This window comes from Micromonospora sp. NPDC048843 (assembly GCF_040649965.1).
Classification (GTDB): Bacteria; Actinomycetota; Actinomycetes; order Mycobacteriales; family Micromonosporaceae; genus Micromonospora; species Micromonospora hortensis.
This window is the reverse complement of sequence record NZ_JBEZGJ010000034.1, coordinates 21501-41293: the sequence shown is the minus strand read 5'-3', so window position 1 is coordinate 41293 and position 19793 is coordinate 21501. Positions and strand designations below refer to the sequence as shown.

The 19793-nt window shown below is 73.3% G+C and carries 12 protein-coding genes; 5 read left to right on the top strand and 7 right to left on the bottom strand.

Annotated elements, in window-relative coordinates:
* Positions 1-468 precede the first annotated feature (468 nt).
* Complete coding sequence (locus AB0C20_RS11395) at positions 469-3375, top strand: glycoside hydrolase family 48 protein (protein WP_357178142.1); 2907 nt, start codon at positions 469-471, stop codon at positions 3373-3375.
* A 340-nt stretch (positions 3376-3715) separates the two neighbouring features.
* Here the strand turns inward: AB0C20_RS11395 and AB0C20_RS11390 are convergent, their stop codons facing one another.
* Positions 3716-4384, bottom strand: coding sequence for a DUF3159 domain-containing protein (locus AB0C20_RS11390; RefSeq protein WP_357178272.1), 669 nt, complete (start codon positions 4382-4384; stop codon positions 3716-3718).
* A gap of 170 nt (positions 4385-4554) precedes the next feature.
* Here AB0C20_RS11390 and AB0C20_RS11385 point away from each other — a divergent pair, with 170 nt between their 5' ends.
* Both AB0C20_RS11385 and AB0C20_RS11380 read left to right on the top strand, forming a co-directional pair.
* The gene (locus AB0C20_RS11385; protein WP_357178139.1) at positions 4555-5442 is read left to right on the top strand and encodes a phosphatase PAP2 family protein; all 888 of its coding nucleotides are present in this window, start codon (positions 4555-4557) and stop codon (positions 5440-5442) included.
* A gap of 8 nt (positions 5443-5450) precedes the next feature.
* Positions 5451-6119: a maleylpyruvate isomerase N-terminal domain-containing protein gene (locus AB0C20_RS11380; RefSeq protein WP_357567865.1), complete on the top strand. Its 669-nt coding sequence runs from the start codon at positions 5451-5453 to the stop codon at positions 6117-6119.
* 64 nt (positions 6120-6183) lie between these two features.
* On the opposite strand, the gene AB0C20_RS11375 is transcribed toward AB0C20_RS11380, so the two are convergent.
* Both AB0C20_RS11375 and AB0C20_RS11370 read right to left on the bottom strand, forming a co-directional pair.
* Positions 6184-7047, bottom strand: coding sequence for a DUF1028 domain-containing protein (locus tag AB0C20_RS11375; protein ID WP_357178133.1), 864 nt, complete (start codon positions 7045-7047; stop codon positions 6184-6186).
* Positions 7048-7094: 47 nt separating this feature from the next.
* Entirely contained in the window at positions 7095-8315 is a 1221-nt protein-coding gene (locus AB0C20_RS11370) for a low temperature requirement protein A (protein ID WP_357178130.1), read from the bottom strand.
* Positions 8316-8469: 154 nt separating this feature from the next.
* Here AB0C20_RS11370 and AB0C20_RS11365 point away from each other — a divergent pair, with 154 nt between their 5' ends.
* Both AB0C20_RS11365 and AB0C20_RS11360 read left to right on the top strand, forming a co-directional pair.
* Positions 8470-9453 (top strand): LLM class F420-dependent oxidoreductase, encoded by a 984-nt coding sequence (locus AB0C20_RS11365; protein WP_357567867.1) that lies wholly within the window; start codon positions 8470-8472, stop codon positions 9451-9453.
* Positions 9450-10241: an SDR family oxidoreductase gene (locus AB0C20_RS11360; RefSeq protein ID WP_357178127.1), complete on the top strand. Its 792-nt coding sequence runs from the start codon at positions 9450-9452 to the stop codon at positions 10239-10241. Before AB0C20_RS11365 ends, AB0C20_RS11360 begins: the two co-directional genes overlap by 4 nt.
* Positions 10242-10368: 127 nt before the next feature.
* Here AB0C20_RS11360 and AB0C20_RS11355 read toward each other — a convergent pair whose 3' ends face one another.
* The 4 genes from AB0C20_RS11355 to AB0C20_RS11340 are packed head-to-tail and all read right to left on the bottom strand — an operon-like array spanning position 10369 to position 17570.
* On the bottom strand, positions 10369-12714 hold the full coding sequence (locus tag AB0C20_RS11355; protein ID WP_357567864.1) for a transglutaminaseTgpA domain-containing protein: 2346 nt from the start codon (positions 12712-12714) through the stop codon (positions 10369-10371).
* Complete coding sequence (locus AB0C20_RS11350; RefSeq protein WP_357178121.1) at positions 12708-13907, bottom strand: DUF58 domain-containing protein; 1200 nt, start codon at positions 13905-13907, stop codon at positions 12708-12710. The genes AB0C20_RS11355 and AB0C20_RS11350 overlap by 7 nt, the downstream gene beginning before the upstream one ends.
* 14 nt (positions 13908-13921) lie before the next feature.
* Positions 13922-14917: a MoxR family ATPase gene (locus AB0C20_RS11345; protein WP_112583044.1), complete on the bottom strand. Its 996-nt coding sequence runs from the start codon at positions 14915-14917 to the stop codon at positions 13922-13924.
* Positions 14918-14945: 28 nt separating this feature from the next.
* A complete protein-coding gene (locus AB0C20_RS11340) occupies positions 14946-17570 on the bottom strand; it encodes a fibronectin type III domain-containing protein (RefSeq protein ID WP_357567863.1) in 2625 nt (874 codons plus the stop codon).
* Positions 17571-19793: the final 2223 nt, after the last annotated feature.

The following is a 19793-nucleotide window of genomic DNA, read 5'->3' as shown; positions in this document are numbered from 1 at the left end:
CGTCGTCGGCCCTCGGTCTGGTTCGCTGGGCTCGTCAGGAACGACCCCAGCGATCTTCTTGTTGGAACCTTGTCGATGGAAGCGCTCCCATCGACCGATGTTGCGACTGTAACGCCCGTCACGCCTTTGTGAAAGACCCAAAACGAGATCGAAACAAGGAGCTGATCCGGCGCTCCGTGCGCTTGTTGTGGGAGCGCTTCCATGGCACACTGTCGATTCGACGCGACAGGAGCCACCTCGCGTGAAGTGCGGGTCCACCGAGGGCAACCGGCAGCACCAGCTCCGGTCACGGTCACCCGAGCGCAGCCGGCGGGACCCGCTCCCGCGCGGGCCGCACGCCCTACCCCGGCCGGGCCCGGGGAAGACCACCTTCCCGGCGCCTCGACATCCCCGCGGACCACCACCACCCTCGCGGGCAGGCGCCTCGCCGGGGACCATCCCGGCCTGGTCCGAGGAGACACCGCGCACATGAGACAACTGGCAATACGCCGGCGCGTGGCGCTCGCCGCCGCCGCGCTGCTCGCCATCGGCGGGGTGACCCTGCCGGCCGGCGCCGCACAGGCCGCACCCGCCTGCGACGTGGTCTACGCGACAAACGACTGGAACACCGGCTTCACCGCGAACGTCACCATCAAGAACCTTGGTGACCCGGTGAGCAACTGGACGCTCAAGTGGACCTTCCCAACCAGCGGTCAACGGGTCACCCAGGGCTGGTCGGCCAGATTCAGCCAGACCGGCAGCGAGGTCACCGCTACCAACGAGTCGTACAACGGCAACCTCGCCACCGGGGCCTCCACCACCATCGGCTTCAACGGCGCCCACTCGGGCAGCAACCCGAAGCCCACCTCGTTCACTCTCAACGGCACCCCCTGCAACGGCACCCCTGCCAACCAGCCGCCGACGGTCTCCCTCGGCCTGCCGACCGGGCCGTTCACCGCGCCGGCCGACGTGCCGCTGACGGCCACCGCCAGCGACCCGGACGGGACGATCAGCAAGGTCGAGTTCTACCGCAACGGCCTGCTGATCAACACCGACACCTCCGCTCCGTACGCGTACACCCAGGAGGACCTGCCGGCCGGCAGCTACACCGTCCAGGCCAAGGCGTACGACAACGGCAACGGCATCGGGGTCGACGAGAAGGCGTTCACCGTCGGGGCCGCCACCGGCCCGACACTGGTCGCCACCCCGTCCGCTGTGAGCGTCACCGAGGGTGGCAGCGCCACCTTCAACCTGAAGCTCAGCGCCGCTCCGACGGCCAACGTGCCGGTCACCCTCACCCGCACCGGTGACACCGACGTCACGGTCTCGCCGGCCACCGCCACGCTGACCCCGAGCAACTGGAGCACCGGGGTCACCGTCACTGTCTCCGCGGCGGAGGACACCGACACCGCCGGCGGCGCCGCCACCATCACCGCCTCCGCCACCGGTCTCGCTTCGCTGGCGGTCAGCGCCACCGAGATCGACAACGACACCCCCGGCGGCGACAACGCCTACACCGCGAAGTTCCTCGAGCAGTACGGCAAGATCAAGAACTCGGGCTACTTCAGCCCCGAGGGCGTGCCGTACCACTCGGTGGAGACGCTGATCGTCGAGGCGCCCGACCACGGCCACGAGACCACCTCGGAGGCGTTCAGCTTCTGGCTCTGGCTGGAGGCCTACTACGGCAAGGTCACCCAGAACTGGGCGCCGTTCAACAACGCCTGGACGGTGATGGAGAAGTACATCATCCCCACCCACGCCGACCAGCCGACCGCCGGCTCCGCGGGCACCCCGCAGTACGCCGCGGAGTACAACCTGCCCAGCCAGTACCCGTCGGCGCTGAACCCGAACGTCTCGGTCGGCCAGGACCCGCTCCGCTCGGAGTTGCAGTCCACCTACGGCACCGGCGACATCTACGGCATGCACTGGCTGATGGACGTCGACAACACCTACGGCTTCGGCCGCTGCGGTGACGGCACCACCAAGCCGGCCTACATCAACACCTTCCAGCGGGGCACCCAGGAGTCGGTGTGGGAAACCGTTCCGCAGCCCTCCTGCGACACCTTCGAGCACGGTGGTCAGTACGGCTACCTCGACCTGTTCGTCAAGGACACCGGCGCCCCCGCCAAGCAGTGGAAGTACACGAACGCCCCGGACGCCGACGCTCGGGCCGTGCAGGCCGCGTACTGGGCGCTGACCTGGTCCAAGGCGCAGAACAAGCAGGCCGACGTCGCCGCCACCATCGCCAAGGCCGCGAAGATGGGCGACTACCTGCGGTACGCGATGTTCGACAAGTACTTCAAGAAGATCGGCAACTGCGTCGGGGCCAGCACCTGCCCCGCCGGCAGCGGCAAGGACTCGGCGCACTACCTGCTGTCCTGGTACTACGCCTGGGGCGGCGCGTACGACGCCAGCCAGAACTGGTCCTGGCGGATCGGCTCCAGCCACAACCACTTCGGCTACCAGAACCCGTTCGCGGCCTGGGCGCTGACCAACACCCCGGAGCTCAAGCCGCAGTCGTCGACCGCTGTCGCCGACTGGACCAAGAGCTTCGAGCGGCAGTTGGAGTTCTACACCTGGTTGCAGTCCGCCGAGGGCGGCATCGCCGGTGGCGCCACCAACAGCTGGGACGGTAGCTACGCCCAGCCGCCGGCCGGCACCAGCACCTTCTACGGCATGTTCTACGACGTCGACCCGGTCTACAACGACCCGCCGTCGAACCAGTGGTTCGGTATGCAGGCCTGGTCGATGCAGCGCATCGCCGAGCTGTACCAGCAGACCGGCAACGCGAAGGCCAAGGCGCTGCTGGACAAGTGGGTGCCCTGGGCGATCGCCAACACCACCCTCGGCACCAACTGGTCGATCCCGTCGGACATGGCGTGGACCGGTCAGCCGACCACCTGGAACCCGTCCAACCCGCAGCCCAACACCGGTCTGCACGTCGAGGTCATCAGCAAGGGTCAGGACGTCGGTGTCACCGCCGCCTACGCCCGGATCCTGATCGCTTACGCGGCCAAGTCCGGCAACGTGGCGGCCAAGGACACCGCCAAGGGGCTGCTCGACGCGCTGTCGGCCGCCAGCGACGCCAAGGGTGTCTCCACCACCGAGAAGCGTGGCGACTACCGGCGCTTCGACGACGTCTACAACGCGTCCACCGGGCAGGGCCTCTACGTCCCGCCGGGTTGGACCGGGACGATGCCGAACGGCGACGCCATCGCCGCCGGCAAGAGCTTCCTCGACATCCGGTCCTTCTACAAGAACGACCCGGACTGGCCCAAGGTGCAGGCGTACCTGGACGGTGGTCCGGAGCCGAGCTTCAACTACCACCGGTTCTGGGCGCAGGCTGACGTCGCCATGGCGTACGCCGACTACGGCAGCATGTTCCCGAACGGCTGAGACGACCCGGGGTGGGTGGCGTGGACCGCCCACCCCGGGATCCGGCCCCGGTCCGGGGAACGACGGACCGGGGCTGGCGGGACGGCCTGACACCCACGGTCAGGCCGGGGTGGGCCGGCCATCTGGCCGACGCAGCGGATCGGCTGGCCCACCCCACCGCCCGGACTGGAGCCAGCCGCGAAAAAGCCCAGAAATTCGGGCCCTCGCGGGATCACACCGAGGTCTGTGACGGAGTAACGTACGTCACCGGAGAGGCCGCTCCCCCCGTGGCGGCCTCTCCACTTTTTTGCCCCGAGTCCGTCCGCCCCGTTGTCCCGGGTCCGCCCGCGCGGGGCGGGTTTCAGCGAGGCGGCGCGACCGGGTGACGCAGCCCCGGGTGCCCGGCCGGCAGCGAGCGCCGCAGCACCACCCAGCTCAGCGCCAGCGCCGCGGCGACCAGCGGCCAGGTCAGCGCCACCCGGGCCACCACCAGCGCGAGCACCTGCCCACCCAGGTAGAGCGGAACGAACACGGCCAGCCGCAGCAGATAGGTGGCCGTCCACACCCAACTGGCCCGGCCGTAGCCGCGCAGCAGCGCCGGATCACGCCGCCACCCGGCCCGTTGGCCCAGCACCGCGCCGACCAGCACACCGAGCAGTGGCCACCGCACCACGATGCTGACCGTCCACGCCAGAGCGCTCGCGGCGTTCGACAGCACCTGGATCAGAAAGAAGTTCTCGGCCCGGCCGGTGCGCACCGCGATCAACGCGGCGACGCAGACGGCCAGCAGCCCGATCAGCACCGAGCGCGGCCGGCCACCCCGACGCAGCCGTACGCCTGCCACCACCGCGCCCACGGCCAACGCCGCGCCGACCCCGCCCCACAGCGACTCGCCGCCCAGCAGCCAGCCCGCCGCGAACGCCAGCGGCGGCAGGGTAGCGTCGATGGCGCCGCGTCGCCCACCCAGCAGATCCGTCAGCGACTCGGCCCGTGCCGGCCCACCCGGACCGGTGTCGGTGCCGCCCCGCACCGACCCTTCCGACGCCGGGTTGTCGCCTTCCCGCTGCTCCGGGCCGGGTTCGGCCGGGCCGCTGTCGCGCTCCGGTGTTCCGCTCACCACCGCCTCCTCGCCTCCGGCACAACCTAACCGGCCATTGGCGGCAGGCCACCGGTCGGACCGCCGACACCTGCCGCTACGGTGTGCGGATGCGCGCGACGGCACGGGGTTGGACCGCGGTCTGGTTGGTCGTACTGGCCCTCGTCCAGGCGGCCGCCTTCCTCGCCGTGTGGCGGGTGGCCGTGCACTCCGAGATCGGTCAGTGGGTGGACACTGTCGCCCTCACCGGCAACCGGATCGGGCAGGACACCATCGACGGCCCGGTCGACCGGATCCTCAACGCGATGTCGGTGGTCTCGCTGCTGGCCGCCACCGCGACGATCGGGTTCATCGCGCTGATCCGAGGGCGGATCGCCCTGGCGATCACCGCGACCCTGCTGATCGCCGGAGCGAACGTCACCACCCAGCTGCTCAAGTACGGGCTGAACCGGCCCGACTTCGGTGTCGACCCGGAACGCGCGGCGGTGGGCAACAGCCTCCCGAGCGGGCACGCCACTGTGGCGGCCTCGGTGGCTGTCGCGCTGATGCTCGTGCTGCCGCGCAAGGTGCGGGCCGTCGGTGCCTTCATCGGTGCCGGCTACGCCGCCGTCGCCGGGGTCGCCACCCTCTCCGCCGGCTGGCACCGACCCAGCGACGCGGTCGCCGCGTACCTGGTGGTGGGTGTGTGGGCGGCGTTGGCCGGGTTGCTGCTGCTGGTCACCCAGCGGGAGCAGGCCGAGATCGCCCCCGGCGACGCGCACCGGGTCGCGGCGCTGGTGCTCGGCCTCGGCGGTGTGCTCGCCCTGGTCGCCTGCGGGCTCTCCCTGTCCTGGCTGCTCGACCTGCGCGACACCGGGCCGGAGGAACTGGCGCGCCGCCCCTTGTTCGTCGGTTACGCCGGCAGCGCCGCCGGGATCGCCGGCACGATGGCGGTGGTGATGGCGTTGGCGCTCACCGTCGTGCACCGGCTGGTGCCCCGGGTCAAGGGCTGAACCGCCCGGTGGAGCCGGTCCTGGCGGTGTTCTCCGCCGAGTGCGCCCGGTTCACCGAGATCCTGGCCGAGCTGACCGACGATGAACTCGGCCGTCCTACCGACTGCCCTCCGTGGAATGTCCGGGACCTGATCGCGCACACCCGCACCGGCGTTGGCCGACTGACCGACATGCTCGCCGCGCCCGCCCCACCTCGCGCCGAGGTGGACGCCGCCGGCTACTTCGGGGCGGCGAAGTTCACCGCCGAGGTCGACGCGGACCGGATCGCCGGCGGCCAGCGGGAGGCGCTGACCGTGGACCGGGCGGCGCTGGCGACCGAGTTCGACCACGCCTGGCGGGCCACCGAAGCGGCGATCGCCGCCGCGCCGCCCGACCGGGTGGTGCGGACCCGGCACGGCGACGCGATGCGCCTCGGCGAGTTCCTGCGGACCCGGGTCGTCGAGGTGGGTGTGCACGGGTTGGATGTGGCAGCGGCGCTGGACCGGCCCCCGTGGCTCACCCCACCGGCGGCCGTGGTCATCGCCGAACTGCTCACCGGCGGACGCCCGACACCGGCCGGGTTGGGCTGGGACCGGCTGACACTGATCCGCAAGGCCACCGGGCGGGCGGCGCTGACCGCCTCGGAACGGGCAGCGATCGACGCCGCCGGCTTCCGCTGGCTCGCCTTCGGCCGCTGACCCCGGGCATCCGGAACCGCTGCCGTTCGGTCGGTGCTGACCCCTTGCTGACTGCGCTGACCTGTCAGCTCGCGGCGCGGGGCGCGGGGACGTGCGGGGCGACACCCCGCAGGTGCGTCAGCACCACCGGGTCGATGCGCCCCGGCACCAGCCGCTCCTCCAGGTTCTCCAACCCGGCCCAGGAGATCAACGCCGCTTCCGTGTCGTCCTCGTGCACCGGATGGCCCAGCGCGCCGAGCAACGCCGCCACCTCGGCGGCGACCGCGCCGCTCAGGTCGAGCAGTGTGGCCGGGTCGGGTCTGCCGAACAGCATGGTGTGCACAGTGAGCAGGCGACCCAGTTCGGCGACCGGGTCGGGGTGGTCGTCCACGCGCAGGTCCACCACCACGTCGCTGGTGCCGCCGTACCCGCCGCCGCGCTCGACCACCAGCAGGCCGGCGCTCTGCCGGCCGCGCCTGTCGCCTCCGGCCTCGTCGCCGGCCCGCAGCGCGGCGACCAGCCGCTCGGCGAACGGCAGCGCCGCTCCCGCCAACCAGGCCTCGCCGAGGGCGTCGACGACCTCCGGGCCGGTGAGCACGTTGCCCTGCGCGGCCCAGCCGTCACCGGTCCGCCCGCCGGCCCACGGATGGCAGGCCGGCCCGGTCCAGCTGGCGCCCGCGCCGGTGGCCCCCACGACGCCGAGCTGACGGTGCTCCCGCTCGGGGTCGGCGGCGATCAGCCCGGCCACCACGTCGGCGGGGGCCACCCCGGTGCGCAGCAGGGTGAGGCCCTGCGGGCGGTAGGCGAGGTTGACGTGCGCCTGGGTGGCCAGCGCGCCCACCTCGGCGGCGGCGGCCGGCACCAACGCCCCGGCGGCGAGGAACTTGCTGGCGACGGCCACGCCGTGCAGGCGGCCGTCGGCGGAGCGGGCGACGAGCGAGAAGGTCACCGGCCGAGGGTAACCGTCCACGCCGACGTGACATCGACGCGCGAGGCTCAGAACGGTGGTGCGGCGGCCTCCGGTGGGGCGCCGTGGGCCCGCCGGGCGTCGGCCACCGCGACCGCGGCCAGCACCACCACCCCGACCGCGGTCGCGATCACACCGGGCAGGTACAGCAGCGGCACCGACGACGCCACCAGCACCGTGACGGCGATCCACCGGGACGGGGAGACCCGCCCGAACACCTCGTACTCCAGGCGGGCCCGCCCGGCCAGGAACAGAGCCGGTCCACCGAGCACCATGGCCAGCCACGCCCCCGGGATCCGCTCCAGCGGATGATTGATGATCAGCTCGTAGCCGATCGCGGTGGCGGCGAGACCGATCACCATCAGCAGGTGGGTGTCGGCCGCCGACCGACCGATGGTGGCGGGGTGACGGGCCTTCATCACCGCCTCACCCAGAATCCGCCCCGCCCGCTGCACGTAGATGCGCCACAGCATGATCGAGGTGGCCAGTGCCAGGCCGAACGCCCACACGTGCCCCGACTCGAACGGGCCCGCGCTGTACGCGAAACCCGCCACCAGGATCGTCTCGCCCAGCGCGACGAGGAAGAACTGCTGGTACCGCTCGGCCAGGTGTTCCCCGGCGATCTCCCACTTGGAGATCGTCGAGCGACCCAGGCCGGGCACCGGCCAGCCACAGCGGGCGGCCAGGTACTCGAAGGCCAGCGCCGCCGACCAGAGCAGCACCTGCGCGTTGGTGCTCAGCATCGCGCCGCTGATCCAGAGCACACCGCTGACGGCGAAGATCACCGCCATGCGCACCTTCAACCGGCGGTACGGGTGCGGCCCGAGCGCGATCGACAGGATCACCGGCCGGGTCACCTGCGCGATGACGTACGCCACCGCGAACATCAGCGCGGTTTCGCTGAACGCCCGGGGGACCGCCACCCCCATCACCATGCTGCACACCAATGCGGTGATCACCACGGTCTGCAACGGCACCCGGTACGGGTCGTACCGGCTGGTCGTCCACGCGGTGCCCTGCCAGACCGCCCAGAGCGCGAGCAGCAACAGCAGTGTCTTGCCGCCGCCGGTGACAGTCCCCCAGCCGTGCTCCCGGCCCGGAACCTGAGTCAGATCCTCGAACGCGCGCGCCGAGATGCGGGTGAGCGCGAAAACGAACACCAGGTCGAAGAAGAGTTCCAGGAACGTCGCCCGGCCGGGCGTGGCCGCCGCCGGGACCGGCTCCAGGTGTCCCGCTGCCCTGGAACCCATGGTCAGCGGCCTGCGTCGTCGGTCCGGTCCACCTCGAAGTGGTAGCACTTTCCACCGGCGCGCACTGCCGGAAACCGGCGATTCTGCCCAACCCGGGGATCTTGCTCGGACCGGCGTCAACGGGCACGATCGACCGGTGACGAATCGATGGGGCATGACGGTGCCGCTGGGCGGAATCGCGCTGGCGCAGCACGACGCGGCCTACGCGGCCCTCGACCGGGCCGGGTTCACCGACGTCTGGTCGTCCGAGGTCGCCGGGACCGACGCGTTCACCCCGCTGGCGCTCGCCGCGGCCTGGCAGCCCGGCCTGCGGCTCGGCACCGCGATCACACCGGTCTTCACCCGGGGCCCCGGCCTGCTGGCGATGAGCGCGGCGGCGCTGGCCGAGGCCGCGCCGGGCCGGTTCTCACTCGGCATCGGCGCGTCCTCACCCGTGCTCGTGCGGGACTGGAACGCGGTGCCGTTCGACGAGCCGTTCCGCCGCACCCGCGACGTGCTGCGCTTCCTGCGCGCCGCGCTGGCCGGCGAGACCGTCGACGAGGCCTACGACACGTTCGCCGTCCGACGGTTCACGCTGGAACGACCGCCGGCGGTGCCGCCACCGATCCTGCTCGCCGCGCTGCGCCCGGGGATGCTCCGGCTGGCCGGTGCGGAAGCCGACGGGGTAATCCTGAACTGGCTCAGCGCCGACGACGTGCCGCGCGCCCTCGCCGAGCTGGGCGAACGGCGTACCGACTTCGAGGTCGCCGCCCGGATCTTCGTCTGCCCCACCGAGGACGCCGCGTACGCCCGGGCGCTGGGCCGCCGGCTCATCACCAGCTACCTCACCGTCCCGGCGTACGCCGAGTTCCACCGTTGGCTCGGCCGCGACGAGACGCTCGCGCCCATGTGGGCGGCCTGGGCCGCCGGTGACCGGCGCGGCGCCAGCGCGGCGGTGCCCGACGAGGTGGTCGACGCCCTGGTGCTGCACGGCTCAGCGGAGCGGTGCCGCGCCGAGGTGCGTCGCTACGCCGACGCCGGTGTCGACGTACCGATCATGGCGCTGCTGCCCACCCCGGAGCTCGCCGCCGGCGGCGCGGCCGCGTGGCTCAGCCTCATCGCCCAGTTGGGCGCCGACTCCCTAGGAGCGTCCGCGTGAACCTCACCGACCGGATCGTGGTGGTCACCGGCGGGGCCGGAGGCATCGGGGCGGCGCTGTCGCGCCGGTTCGCCGCCGAGGGTGCCGCCGCAGTGGTGGTCGCCGACCTGGACGCCGACGCGGCCCGCGCGGTGGCCGAGGGCATCGGCCCGGTCGCGCACGCCCGCGCCCTCGACGTCACCGACGAGGAGCAGGTCCGCGCGCTGGTCGCCGACACCGAGCAGCGGTACGGCCGGATCGACCTGTTCTGCGCCAACGCGGGGGTGACCACCGGCGGGGGAGTGGAGGTCGACGACGCCGGCTGGGACCGCTCCTGGCGGGTCAACGTGCTGGCCCACGTCTACTCGGCCCGCGCGGTGCTGCCCGGAATGCTGGCCCGGGGCGGCGGGCACCTGCTGCACACCTGCTCCGCGGCCGGTGTGCTGACCGCTGTGGGCGACGCCGCGTACACAGCGACGAAGCACGCCTCGGTGGGGTTCGCCGAGTGGTTGGCCATCACCTACCGGGACCGGGGCATCCGGGTCAGCGCGCTCTGCCCGCAGGGGGTGGACACCCCGATGCTCGCCGACGGGCTCGCCGACGGTCACCTCGGCGCCCGGGTGGTCGCCGCGTCCGGTGCGGTGCTCACCCCGGACCAGGTCGCCGACGCGGCCATCGCCGGGCTGGCCGAGGAACGGTTCCTGATCCTGCCGCACCCCGAGGTCGCCGACTACGCGCGCCGCCGCGCCGAGGACCCGGACGGTTGGCAGGCCGGCATGCGCAAACTCATCCGCCGGCTGACCGCCTAACGCCCCGCGCCCCCCGATCAGCGCGGCGATCTTGCACTTTCGGTCGCCGATCTGCGTGCAATGCCCCTTCGGCCGGGACAGTAAGTGCAAGATCGCGCAAAAGGGCGGGGTTGGGGCACTGGCGTGACTAGCGGGGGCGGCGTAGGGGGGACGGGTGCACGGACCAGAGCAGGCGGCGCCACCAGGGGCGGGCGGAGCGCAGGGTGGCCACGTAGGCGGTGGCCACCTCGGCGGCACGAGCCGCCTGGTCGGGCGTCGCGGCGGCGGGGGCGAAGCCCACCTGATTGAGCAGGGCCGCCAACTCGTCGACCGCCGGGCTGGACGCGTCCGCTGCCGCTCTGCCGCCGGTGGGCGCGACGGCGTCCGGGTCGGCGGTCGTGTCGTGGCCGGTCGTGCCCGCTTGCACGTCGGCGAGGGTCCGGCGGGCGTGCCCGGCGATCTCGGTGGCGGCCAGGTCGTCCCCGACCGGTCTGCCGGCCAGCCGGAGCGCGTCGGTGACCTCCCGCCAGGCGCCGGCAATGCGCTGGCCGGGGTCGCCCCGCACGAGCCGGCTGCGGGTCAGCGAGCGGCGCATCGCCAGCAGGGTGAGCAGGAGTGCGCCCACCACCAGCAGCAGGCCGCCGCTGCCGCCGGCGACCAGCACCGGTGTGGAGACCCCGTCCGGGCCGGGTGGGGCGTCGGCGGCGGTCGCCGGTTCCGGTGAGGCGCTGGGCTCCGCAGTCGGTGCCGGCGCCTCCGAGGGCGGCGGGTCCTCCGGCGTCGGGCGGAAATCCTCCTCCACCGGTCTCGGCTCGTCGTTGGGGCGGGGCAGCGGGTCGAACGCGACCCAGCCCAGCCCGTCGAAGAGGACCTCCGGCCAGGCGTACGCGTCACCGGCCAGCACCGGCCCCTGCCCGCTGGTCCGGAAGCCCACCACCACCCGCGTGGGCAGCCCGGAGAGCCGGCCGAGGACCGCGAACGCCGCCGCGAACTGCTCCGAGGTGCCTTCCTGCCCACCGCCGTTGCGGGGCCCGAACAGGAAGAAACCCAGATTCGGGTACGCGTGCCCGCTCGGGGCGTCCGCCACCACCCGGTAGTGCTCGGCCAGGAACTGCTCGATCGCCGACGCCCGCGCGTACGGTGCGCCGTTCTCCTCGGCGAGTTGGGTGGCCAGCCGGCGCATCGGGTCGGGTACCCCGTCCGTGACCCGCAGCACCCGGGCCACCTCGTCGCCGGCGGGCACGTTCGCGCTGGCCAACAGGTTCTGATCGGGGCGTTCCTCGGCGGAGGTCACCGTGTACCGCAGCCCCGGCGTCAGCCCCTCCGGCCGGATCAGCGTCCCGCTCGCCGGGTCGTACGCCACCCGCGCCCCACTGACCTCCCGGGGCGTCGCCACGGCGGGCAGCAGCCGGCCGCTCAGCTCGGCCACGCTGATCTGCTGGTGGACCGTCTGCACTGTGCTGTCCCGGGCCGCGGTCGCGGCCGGCAGGATCCGACCGGCGTTGCGGTACGTCGCGCCGACGCGCCAGGTCACCCCGTCGTAGTCGCTGAGCACCGCCAACCGGATCCGCACACCGCGCGTGGTGTCCGCCGCCGGGTCGGCCTCGGGCGGGGCGTCGGCGGGCGGCGCGTCGGGGCGTTGCGTGCTCACGTCGAGGAGCTTCTGCTCCGGGTGCAGCGCCCAGCCGGAGATCCGGATCAACGGGTTCTCGTCGAGCGTCTGCACCTGCGGCGGCTCCACGTACCGGCGTGGGTCCACCGGCCGCCCGTCGACCTGCTCCGCGACGACCGGGCCGAGCAACGCCACCAGCCCGACCACCACCGCCACCCCGAGCGCCGCGCTGGTGGCCAGGCGCAGTCGCACCGCCGCGCGTACCCGGGGGGTCAGCTCGGCGGTCGGATCGCCGCCGCCCGACGCGGTCCGGGTGGGGGTCGCGAGGCCGAGGGCCGCGACCGCGACGAACACCAGCGTCGACCCCAGCGCCGGTTCGGCGTTCGGGCCGACCACGTAGAGGGCGGCGGCGTAGAGCCCCGCCGCCGGCAGGTAACCCAACAGGACCCGGCCGGTGCGCAGCGCCACCTCCGCGCCGGTCAGCCCGGCCAGCCACGCCGCGACGACCGGCACCAGCACGGTGTCCGGGGTGGGCTCCACCGGGATCATCGCGGTGAGCAGCCGGGGAATGCCGTTGCGGGCGGCGTCCGCGGTGACCTCCAACAGCCCGCCCGGTAACTCGGCGCGGGTGGCGGCCAGCCGCAGCGACCACAGTGTCCAGCCGGCCATCGCGGCGACCGACACCGGCGCCACCAGCCAGGACGGCAGCCGCCGGGCGGCCACGCTGACCAGCACCGAACCCGCCGCCGCGCCGACGACAAGCCAGGTCAGCAGGCCACCGGCGTACACCCGGCCGAGCACCACCCCGGCGAGCGCCGTCAGCCCGATCAGCGCCAGCGGCACTACCGCCGCCCGCAGCACCCGCACGGCGACCGTCACCACCGGCGTACCCCGTCCCACTCGGCGGCGAACTGCGCGCCGTCCGCCGCGTCGACGACCACCAGGCCGGCGGTGCCCGGCGGCGTCGGCTCGGCCGCGCCGAACACACCGACCACCACCGACGGGTACGCCCCGCGCAGCGCCCCGACGTGCCCCAGCTCGTCGCGGCCACCCGGCCCGGTCAGGAAGATCAGGGTGTCGCCGAGCCGGTCCTGTCGCAGCCGGGTGGTGGCCGCCCGCACCGCGTCACCATCGGCGGACAGGTCGGCGGCGGCGAGCCGGTCCAGCGGCCCGAGAGGGCCGTCGGCCTCGCCGTCCGGGCCCGTGACCTCCGCCGGTTGCGCCGGCTTGGTCGGCTCCGCCGGCTCCGCGGCGGCCACCAGCAACAGCACCGGCAGGTCGGCGCGGTGCGCGGCGGTGACGACCGACGCCGCCGCCTCACAGGCCGACTCGAACGACTCCGCCACCCCGGCGACCCGCTGCGGGTGCGCGGCGGCACGGTTGTCCAGCAGGACGACCAGGCGCGGCAGACTGGTGTCCACGTTCTCCCGCACCATCAGCTCACCCACCCGGGCGCTGGTACGCCAGTGCACCCGGCGCAGCTCGTCGCCGACCACGTACTCCCGCAGCGAGTCGAACGTGATCGACCCGTGCGGGACCCCGTCCACCCGGCCGTCGAGGCTGCGCCCCGCGCCTCGGGGCACCGCCGTCAGCGGATGGATCCGGGGGTGCACCCAGACCGGCACCGCCGCACCGTACGGGCGGGCCAGCGCCACCAACCCCAGCGGGTCGCGGCGGGTCACCCGCAGCGGACCGACCGGCACCACCCCACGACGATCGGTAGGCACGTCGTAGCGGACCTCGGTGTCCCGGCCGGGTCGCAGGCGCAGCACCGGCACCGGCACGGTCCGCTCCCCGCACCGGTCCTCGGCCAGCAGGTTCGCCGAGCGAAGCCGCCCGGTGTTGCGCACCGTCAACGTCATGCTCGCCGGCTCGCCGCGCGCCACCCGGTCCGGGTCCGCGCGGCGGGTCACCGTCAGCCGGGGCCGCCAGGCCGCGACCAGCGCGGCGTAGCCGACGGCCGCGCCGGCCGCCGCGCCGAGCAACGTCAACTCGGGGTACGCGAACCGGAAACCCACAGCCAGCAGCACCACGGCGGCGACGAGCAGCCCGACCCCACGGGCAGTGATCCCCATCGCGCTGCTGCCGGTCAGCCCTGCACCGGAGCGGGTTGCCCCGACGGGAGCGGCACCGGCACCGAGGCGACGGCCTGACGCAGCACCTCCGCGGGGGTCATCCCGCGCACCTGGGCGTCCGGGGTGAGCAGCAGCCGGTGCGCGAACACCGCCTCGACGAGCGCCTTCAGATCCTCCGGCATGATCCAGCCCCGCCCGTCGATCAGCGCGTACGCGCACGCCGCGCGGGTCAACGCGATCACGCCCCGGGGGCTGACCCCGACACGCACCTGCGGGTGGGTACGGGTGGCCGCTGCCAACCGGACCGCGTACGCGTAGAGCGGCTCGGCGATGTGCACCCGGCGGGCCATCCGGACCATCTCGCCGACGGTGGCGGTATCGGTGACCGGGGCGAGCGCCTCGGGGGACCGCACTGTCGCGCCGCGCAGCACCTCGACCTCGACGGCCTCGTCCGGGTACCCGACGGAGAGCTTCACCAGGAACCGGTCCAACTGCGCCTCGGGCAGCCGGTAGGTGCCGTCCATCTCCACCGGGTTCTGCGTGGCGACCACCAGGAACGGCGACGGCACCGGATGCCGGACCCCGTCCACAGTGACAGTCCGTTCCTCCATCACCTCCAGCAGCGCCGACTGGGTCTTCGGCGACGCCCGGTTGATCTCGTCGGCGATGACGATGTTGGCGAAGACCGGCCCCGGATGGAACTCGAAGTCCCGGGTCGCCTGGTTGAAGATCGTCACGCCGGACACGTCCGAGGGGAGCAGGTCGGGTGTGAACTGGATGCGCCGCCACTCGCCCTTGACAGTGGCGGCGATGGCCCGTGCCAGGGTCGTCTTACCGACCCCGGGCACGTCCTCCAACAGCACGTGCCCCTGGGCGAAGAGCGCGGTCAGTGCCAGCCGCACCACCTGCGGCTTGCCGAGCACCACCGCGTTGACGTTCTCGGCCAGCCGGGCGGCCAGGGCGGCGAAGCCCTGCACCTCCGGCTGGGTGAGCGGCTCGTGGGTGTTCACGGTCGGTGGTGCTCCTCGCCTGGTGTCCTCAGCAGGTGGGCAGGACGTTGATGGTGTCGCCGCCCTCCAGGTTGAGCCAGGCCCAGGGAATGTAGTTCTTCCCCTCGAACTCGACCTGTACCCACCAGTTGCTCTGCTTCTGGTTGTTGTAGATCCACGAGTCGACGTTCTCGCCCGACTTCTTGCAGTACGCCTTCAGCCGAGTGCCGGGCTTCGCCCAGCCGGCCTGCTGGTCGTTGTCCTGCCGGGTGACCTTGAAGACCTCGTTGCCGTTGCGGCCGTCGACTTCCTTGTTGCAGTAAGTCCGCTGGTCACCGTCGGGCCCGTTGTTGCAGGTCGCGACCCCGTACAGCGGCTGTGTCTTCTGGGCCCGCGTCGCGGTGCCCTTGCCGGCGGCGTTGCTCGCCGTCACCGTGAACGTGTAGTTGGTGCCCGGCGTCAGGCCCGTCATCGTGATGCTGGAGCACGCCCCGGCCTTCGTCGGCTCGCCCGTCGTGGTCAGCGTGCAGGTGGCCTGACCGCCACCGGCATCCACTGTGAACGTGACAGTCGCCCCGGTGGCCGTCGACGACGAGCCGGTCACCGTGATTCGCGGCTCGGCCACAGTGCGGGCGGTGGCGGTGGCCTCCGGGCCCGGCCCGGCCTCGTTGACCGCCTTCACCTTCACCGTGACGTTCTGGCCGTTGCCCAACCCGGTAACTGTCGTGCGGGTGTCGGTCACCTCGCTGACCCGCCCACCGACGTCCACCAGGTACTTCGTCACCGGCCGACCATTGGCCTCGGCCGGCGCCCACTGCACCGTCACCGCGCCCGGCTGGTTGGCGACGGTGCCGGCGCGCAGGTTGAGCGGCCGACCGGGCGCCGCGAAGGGCACCACGGTGTTGCTGACTGGTGACGCCGCCGACCCGGCGCCCTTGCTGTTGACCGCCACCACCGTGAACGCGTACTGGGTGCCGAACTCCAACTCACCGGCGGGCACCACCAGCTCCGTCTTGGTCGACTCGCCGGCCGGGGCGTTCGTCCCCGCCGAACTGGCCGTCACCGCGTACCGCGCGATGGTGTTGCCCTGCCCGTTCGCCGCCGGCCACGTGACCAGCACCGTGCCGTCCGGCCGCTCTTGGGCGGTGACGCTCGCGGGTGGGTCGGGCACCGCCGCGGTCGGGGTCACCGGGTTGCTGTTGCGCGGCGGGCCGTCGCCCTTGGCGTTGACGGCGTGCACCGCGAACCGGTACGTCTCGCCGTTGGTCAGACCCTTGACCTCCACCGCACGCTGGTTCGCGCCCACCTGCACACGTTGGCCGGCGCCCTGCACCACGTACTTGATGATCTCGGCCCCGTTGGCGGCGGCCGGGCGCCAACTCACCCGCGCCTGGGCGTTGCCGGCGGCGGCGGTGACGCTGCGCGGCGCGCTCGGCTTGCCCACCCGCGGCTTCTTCGGCGGGGGCGGCGGTGGGGGAACCGGCGGTGGGTCGCCGCCGAGCACGTCGTTGGCGTACTTGTTGACCTCGCGCACCTGGTGCTTGTCGTCCACGACCCGGGCGGTCGCCGAGTCGGGGGAGTTGATGAACAGGTGGTTCTCCCGGACCTCCAGCTCCAGTGGCCCGTTGGCCCGCCCGCGGATGGTCTCGACCAGCTGACCCGCCGCGTCGAAGGAGTAGATGGTGCCGGTGGCCTCGTCGGCGCAGTAGAACCGGTTCGCCCAGGCCACCGCCGGACTGAGGCGATCACCCTCACCCGGCACGGTGAACCCGCTCTCCTGCCCACCGTCACCCACCAGCAGCACCCGCCGGTCGGCGGTCACCGTGACCGGCACCCGGGGGCCGCTGGTGCGCGCGGGAAGCGCCGCCGGGCCGGACAGCGTCAGCGGCGTCGGGTGCACCTCACCGTGCTGCACCCGCACCAGCTTCCCGGCCGTCCGGTCGAGCACCGCCACCCCGTCGTCCAGGGTGGAGACGACAAGCTCGTGGCTGGCGTCGGCGACGTCGTACGACTCGACCCGCTGCGGGCTGAGCCCGGCGCCCGCGGGCGCGGCCGACGCCGGCGCGGACGGCAGCTTGGCGGCGGTGATCGCCGAGACGGTGCCCTGGCTGGGCACCGCGATCCAGAGTCGACCCTTACCGTCGAAGGTGCCGCCGGTGATGCCCGGCGGATAGCGCACCGGCTCACCCACCGGGGTCAACGATCGCGGGTCGAGCTGCCGGACGATGCCCTGCACGGCGTCGACGACGAACGCCGCGTCCTCGTGCAGTGCCACACTGACGCCCAGGCCGGGGGTGGTCCGGGTGGTCGCGCTGAGCTGGAGGGTGGCCAGGTCCAGGGAGCTGACCTGCCCGGTCTGCAGGTCCCGCAGGATCAGCAGCCGGTCGGTCTGGGTGATCTGCATCGGGTGCTGCCGGGCCCCGGGGATCTCGGTGCGGGTGTCCACCCGGGCGGTGACCCCGTTCACCCGGGCCAGCTCGCTGCGCGCCGCGCTCCACAGCCAGGAACTCGCGTCGTAGTTGGCCACCGCGTTGTCCGCCGCGCCCAACCCGAGGACGGTCAGCCCCATGGCGGCCAACAGCGCGGCCACCGTGCCGACGGTCACCAGCCCGCCGCGCAGCCGGGACCAGGAGCGGGGGGCCTCGGTCTGTACGGCGTCGTCGATGCTGGCCACAGCCGGCTGCCTCCCCTGAGTCGTGGCAGGTGGCGCGCCTTCCGGCGACCCCTCCCCTGAGCCGGGTGCCATCATATGGCGCTGGTGGTGGCGGGGGAACCCGCACCGTCACCCCTGTGGATACCGAGAGTGTGCGTTGTGGACGTCCAGCTCAGCCCGGTTCGCGCTCGACACGGCGCGGTTTCGGCTCGACTCAGCGCGGCGACGCCCGGCCGGAGGGCTCCCCACTCGACGAGGCTTCGCGCTCCCGCGCGGTGCAAACCTGCCCGGAAGTCGCAAAGCTGTCAGTGGAGTAGACCGCCAACACGGTGAAACAGTGATCCACTCGGGAGTTCAACCCGTTGACCGTGTACGTGGTCCGGCCCGGGTCCACGGTGGCGATCACGCCCAACGCCTGCCCTGCCCTGCCCGCGGCGACCATGAACGGCACCGCGCCGCCGGTCGGGTCCGTCCAGGTCAACGTGATCGTGGCCGAATCGTCGCGCAGCTTCAGGTCGCCCGGCGGAAGCCCGGCCGCCGTCGGCGCCGCCGCCGTCGGCGCGGTCCCGATCGGCGGCGGGTCGTCGCGCGTCAACATCACCGCACCCAGGCCCGCCACCGCCACGACGGCCACCCCGGCCGCCACGACCGCGCCGATCAGCGCCGCCCGGTTGCGGCCCGTCGGCCCACCGTCATCGGCGTACGCCGGCCGGTACGCGTCCGGTGCCGGGTGGTACTGCTGACCCGGGTACGGCGCCTGGTGCTGACCCTGGGTCGGGTACGACGTCTGGGGCGCCGGGGTTGGGTACGGCGTCTGGGCCGGCTGGTGGTGGTACTGCTGGACCGGTGGCGGCGCGGCTGGCGGCGCCAGCGCCGGCTCGGCGCGCGGGGGCCAGGCTGGCTGCGCAGCGGGGCTCGGCTGCGCGTCAACGGGGCCTGCCTCGGCGATGCTCGCGTTCGCCTGGGCAGCCGTGAGGTGCGTTTGTGCGGCGGTGGGGTTCGTCTGCGCGGCGGTGGGGTTGGTCTGCGAGGCGGCGGGCCAGCCCAGGCTGGTCTGGACCTCGGCCGGGCCGCCCTGCGCCGGTACGGACGGCAACACCACGGTCTGGTCGGACAGCGCGCCAGGAGCCCGCTGAGTCGGCACTACCGGGGCGTCGAGGATGCCCAAGCCAGAGTCACCCTTCGTGCCGGTACCGCCCACGTCCATCGTGGTCTGCCCAGCCGCCGGGGTCTGCCCGGTGGTGGCGGCCTGGGCAGCCGTAGTGGTCTGGGTGGGGGAGTCGGCACCTGGAGTTGGCAGGGGCTGCGGTGGGGCGCTGCTGCTCCAGGGCGGTGCGGTCAACCCCCAGGGCGGCACGGGTGGTGCGCTCACCGGAGGCGCGGAGACGGGTGCTCCGTAGGGCGGCCCGGAGACGGACGGCCCGAAACCAGGCGGCGCGGACACCGGATAGGTGTGCCCGGGTGGCCCGGAGACGGGTTGGGCGTAGCCGGGCGGTGCGGACACGGGGTAGGTGTGCCCGGGTGGTGCGGAGTCGGGTGGGCCGTAGCCGGGCGGTCCGGAGACCGGGTACGGCTGGGCCGGTGGTCCGGAGACCGGGTACGGCTGGCTGGGGGGCGCGGAGATCGGAGGCGGGGTCACCGGCGGGGCGCTGATGGGCTGGGCCGGTGGCCCGCTCACCGGGTACGCCGGCCCGGGGTGGCCAACGGCCGAGGAGGGTCGGCCCGATGACGTCGCCTCGGTGCCGGACACGTTGTGCGATTCGCTCGGCGCCGTTGGCCGTTCGGCGGCTCGGGCGGCCTCCTCGGCGAGCAGCGGCTCGATCTGCCGTACCCGGATGGTGGGGTCGTCCCAGCGAGGTGCCACCACCGCCGGTGTCGCCGGCGGGGCGGTCGACGCCGGGGCGGTCGGTGTCGACGGTGGAGGCGGCACGTCGACCACCGGCGGGGTGGCGTGACCACCAACCCGCTGACGTGGTGCCACGGTCGGCCCGGACGGCGGTCGGTCTGGTGACCGCTGCCCGGCCGTCGTCGGCGGGTCTTCAGCCCTCGGCCGGGGCATCGGCCGAGGCGGTCCAGACGCTTGCTCGTCGAGGCGTTGACGGGGTGGCATCGCAATCGCCGGCCGTGGCGCGTCGGCGCGCGGGCGGGGCGCCGTCGCAGGTCGGGGTGCTGCCGTCAGTGGGTCGGGCGGCGCTGGCGCGATCGAGGAAGCTGCCGGCTGAACGGGCGTCGCCCGAGGGGCTG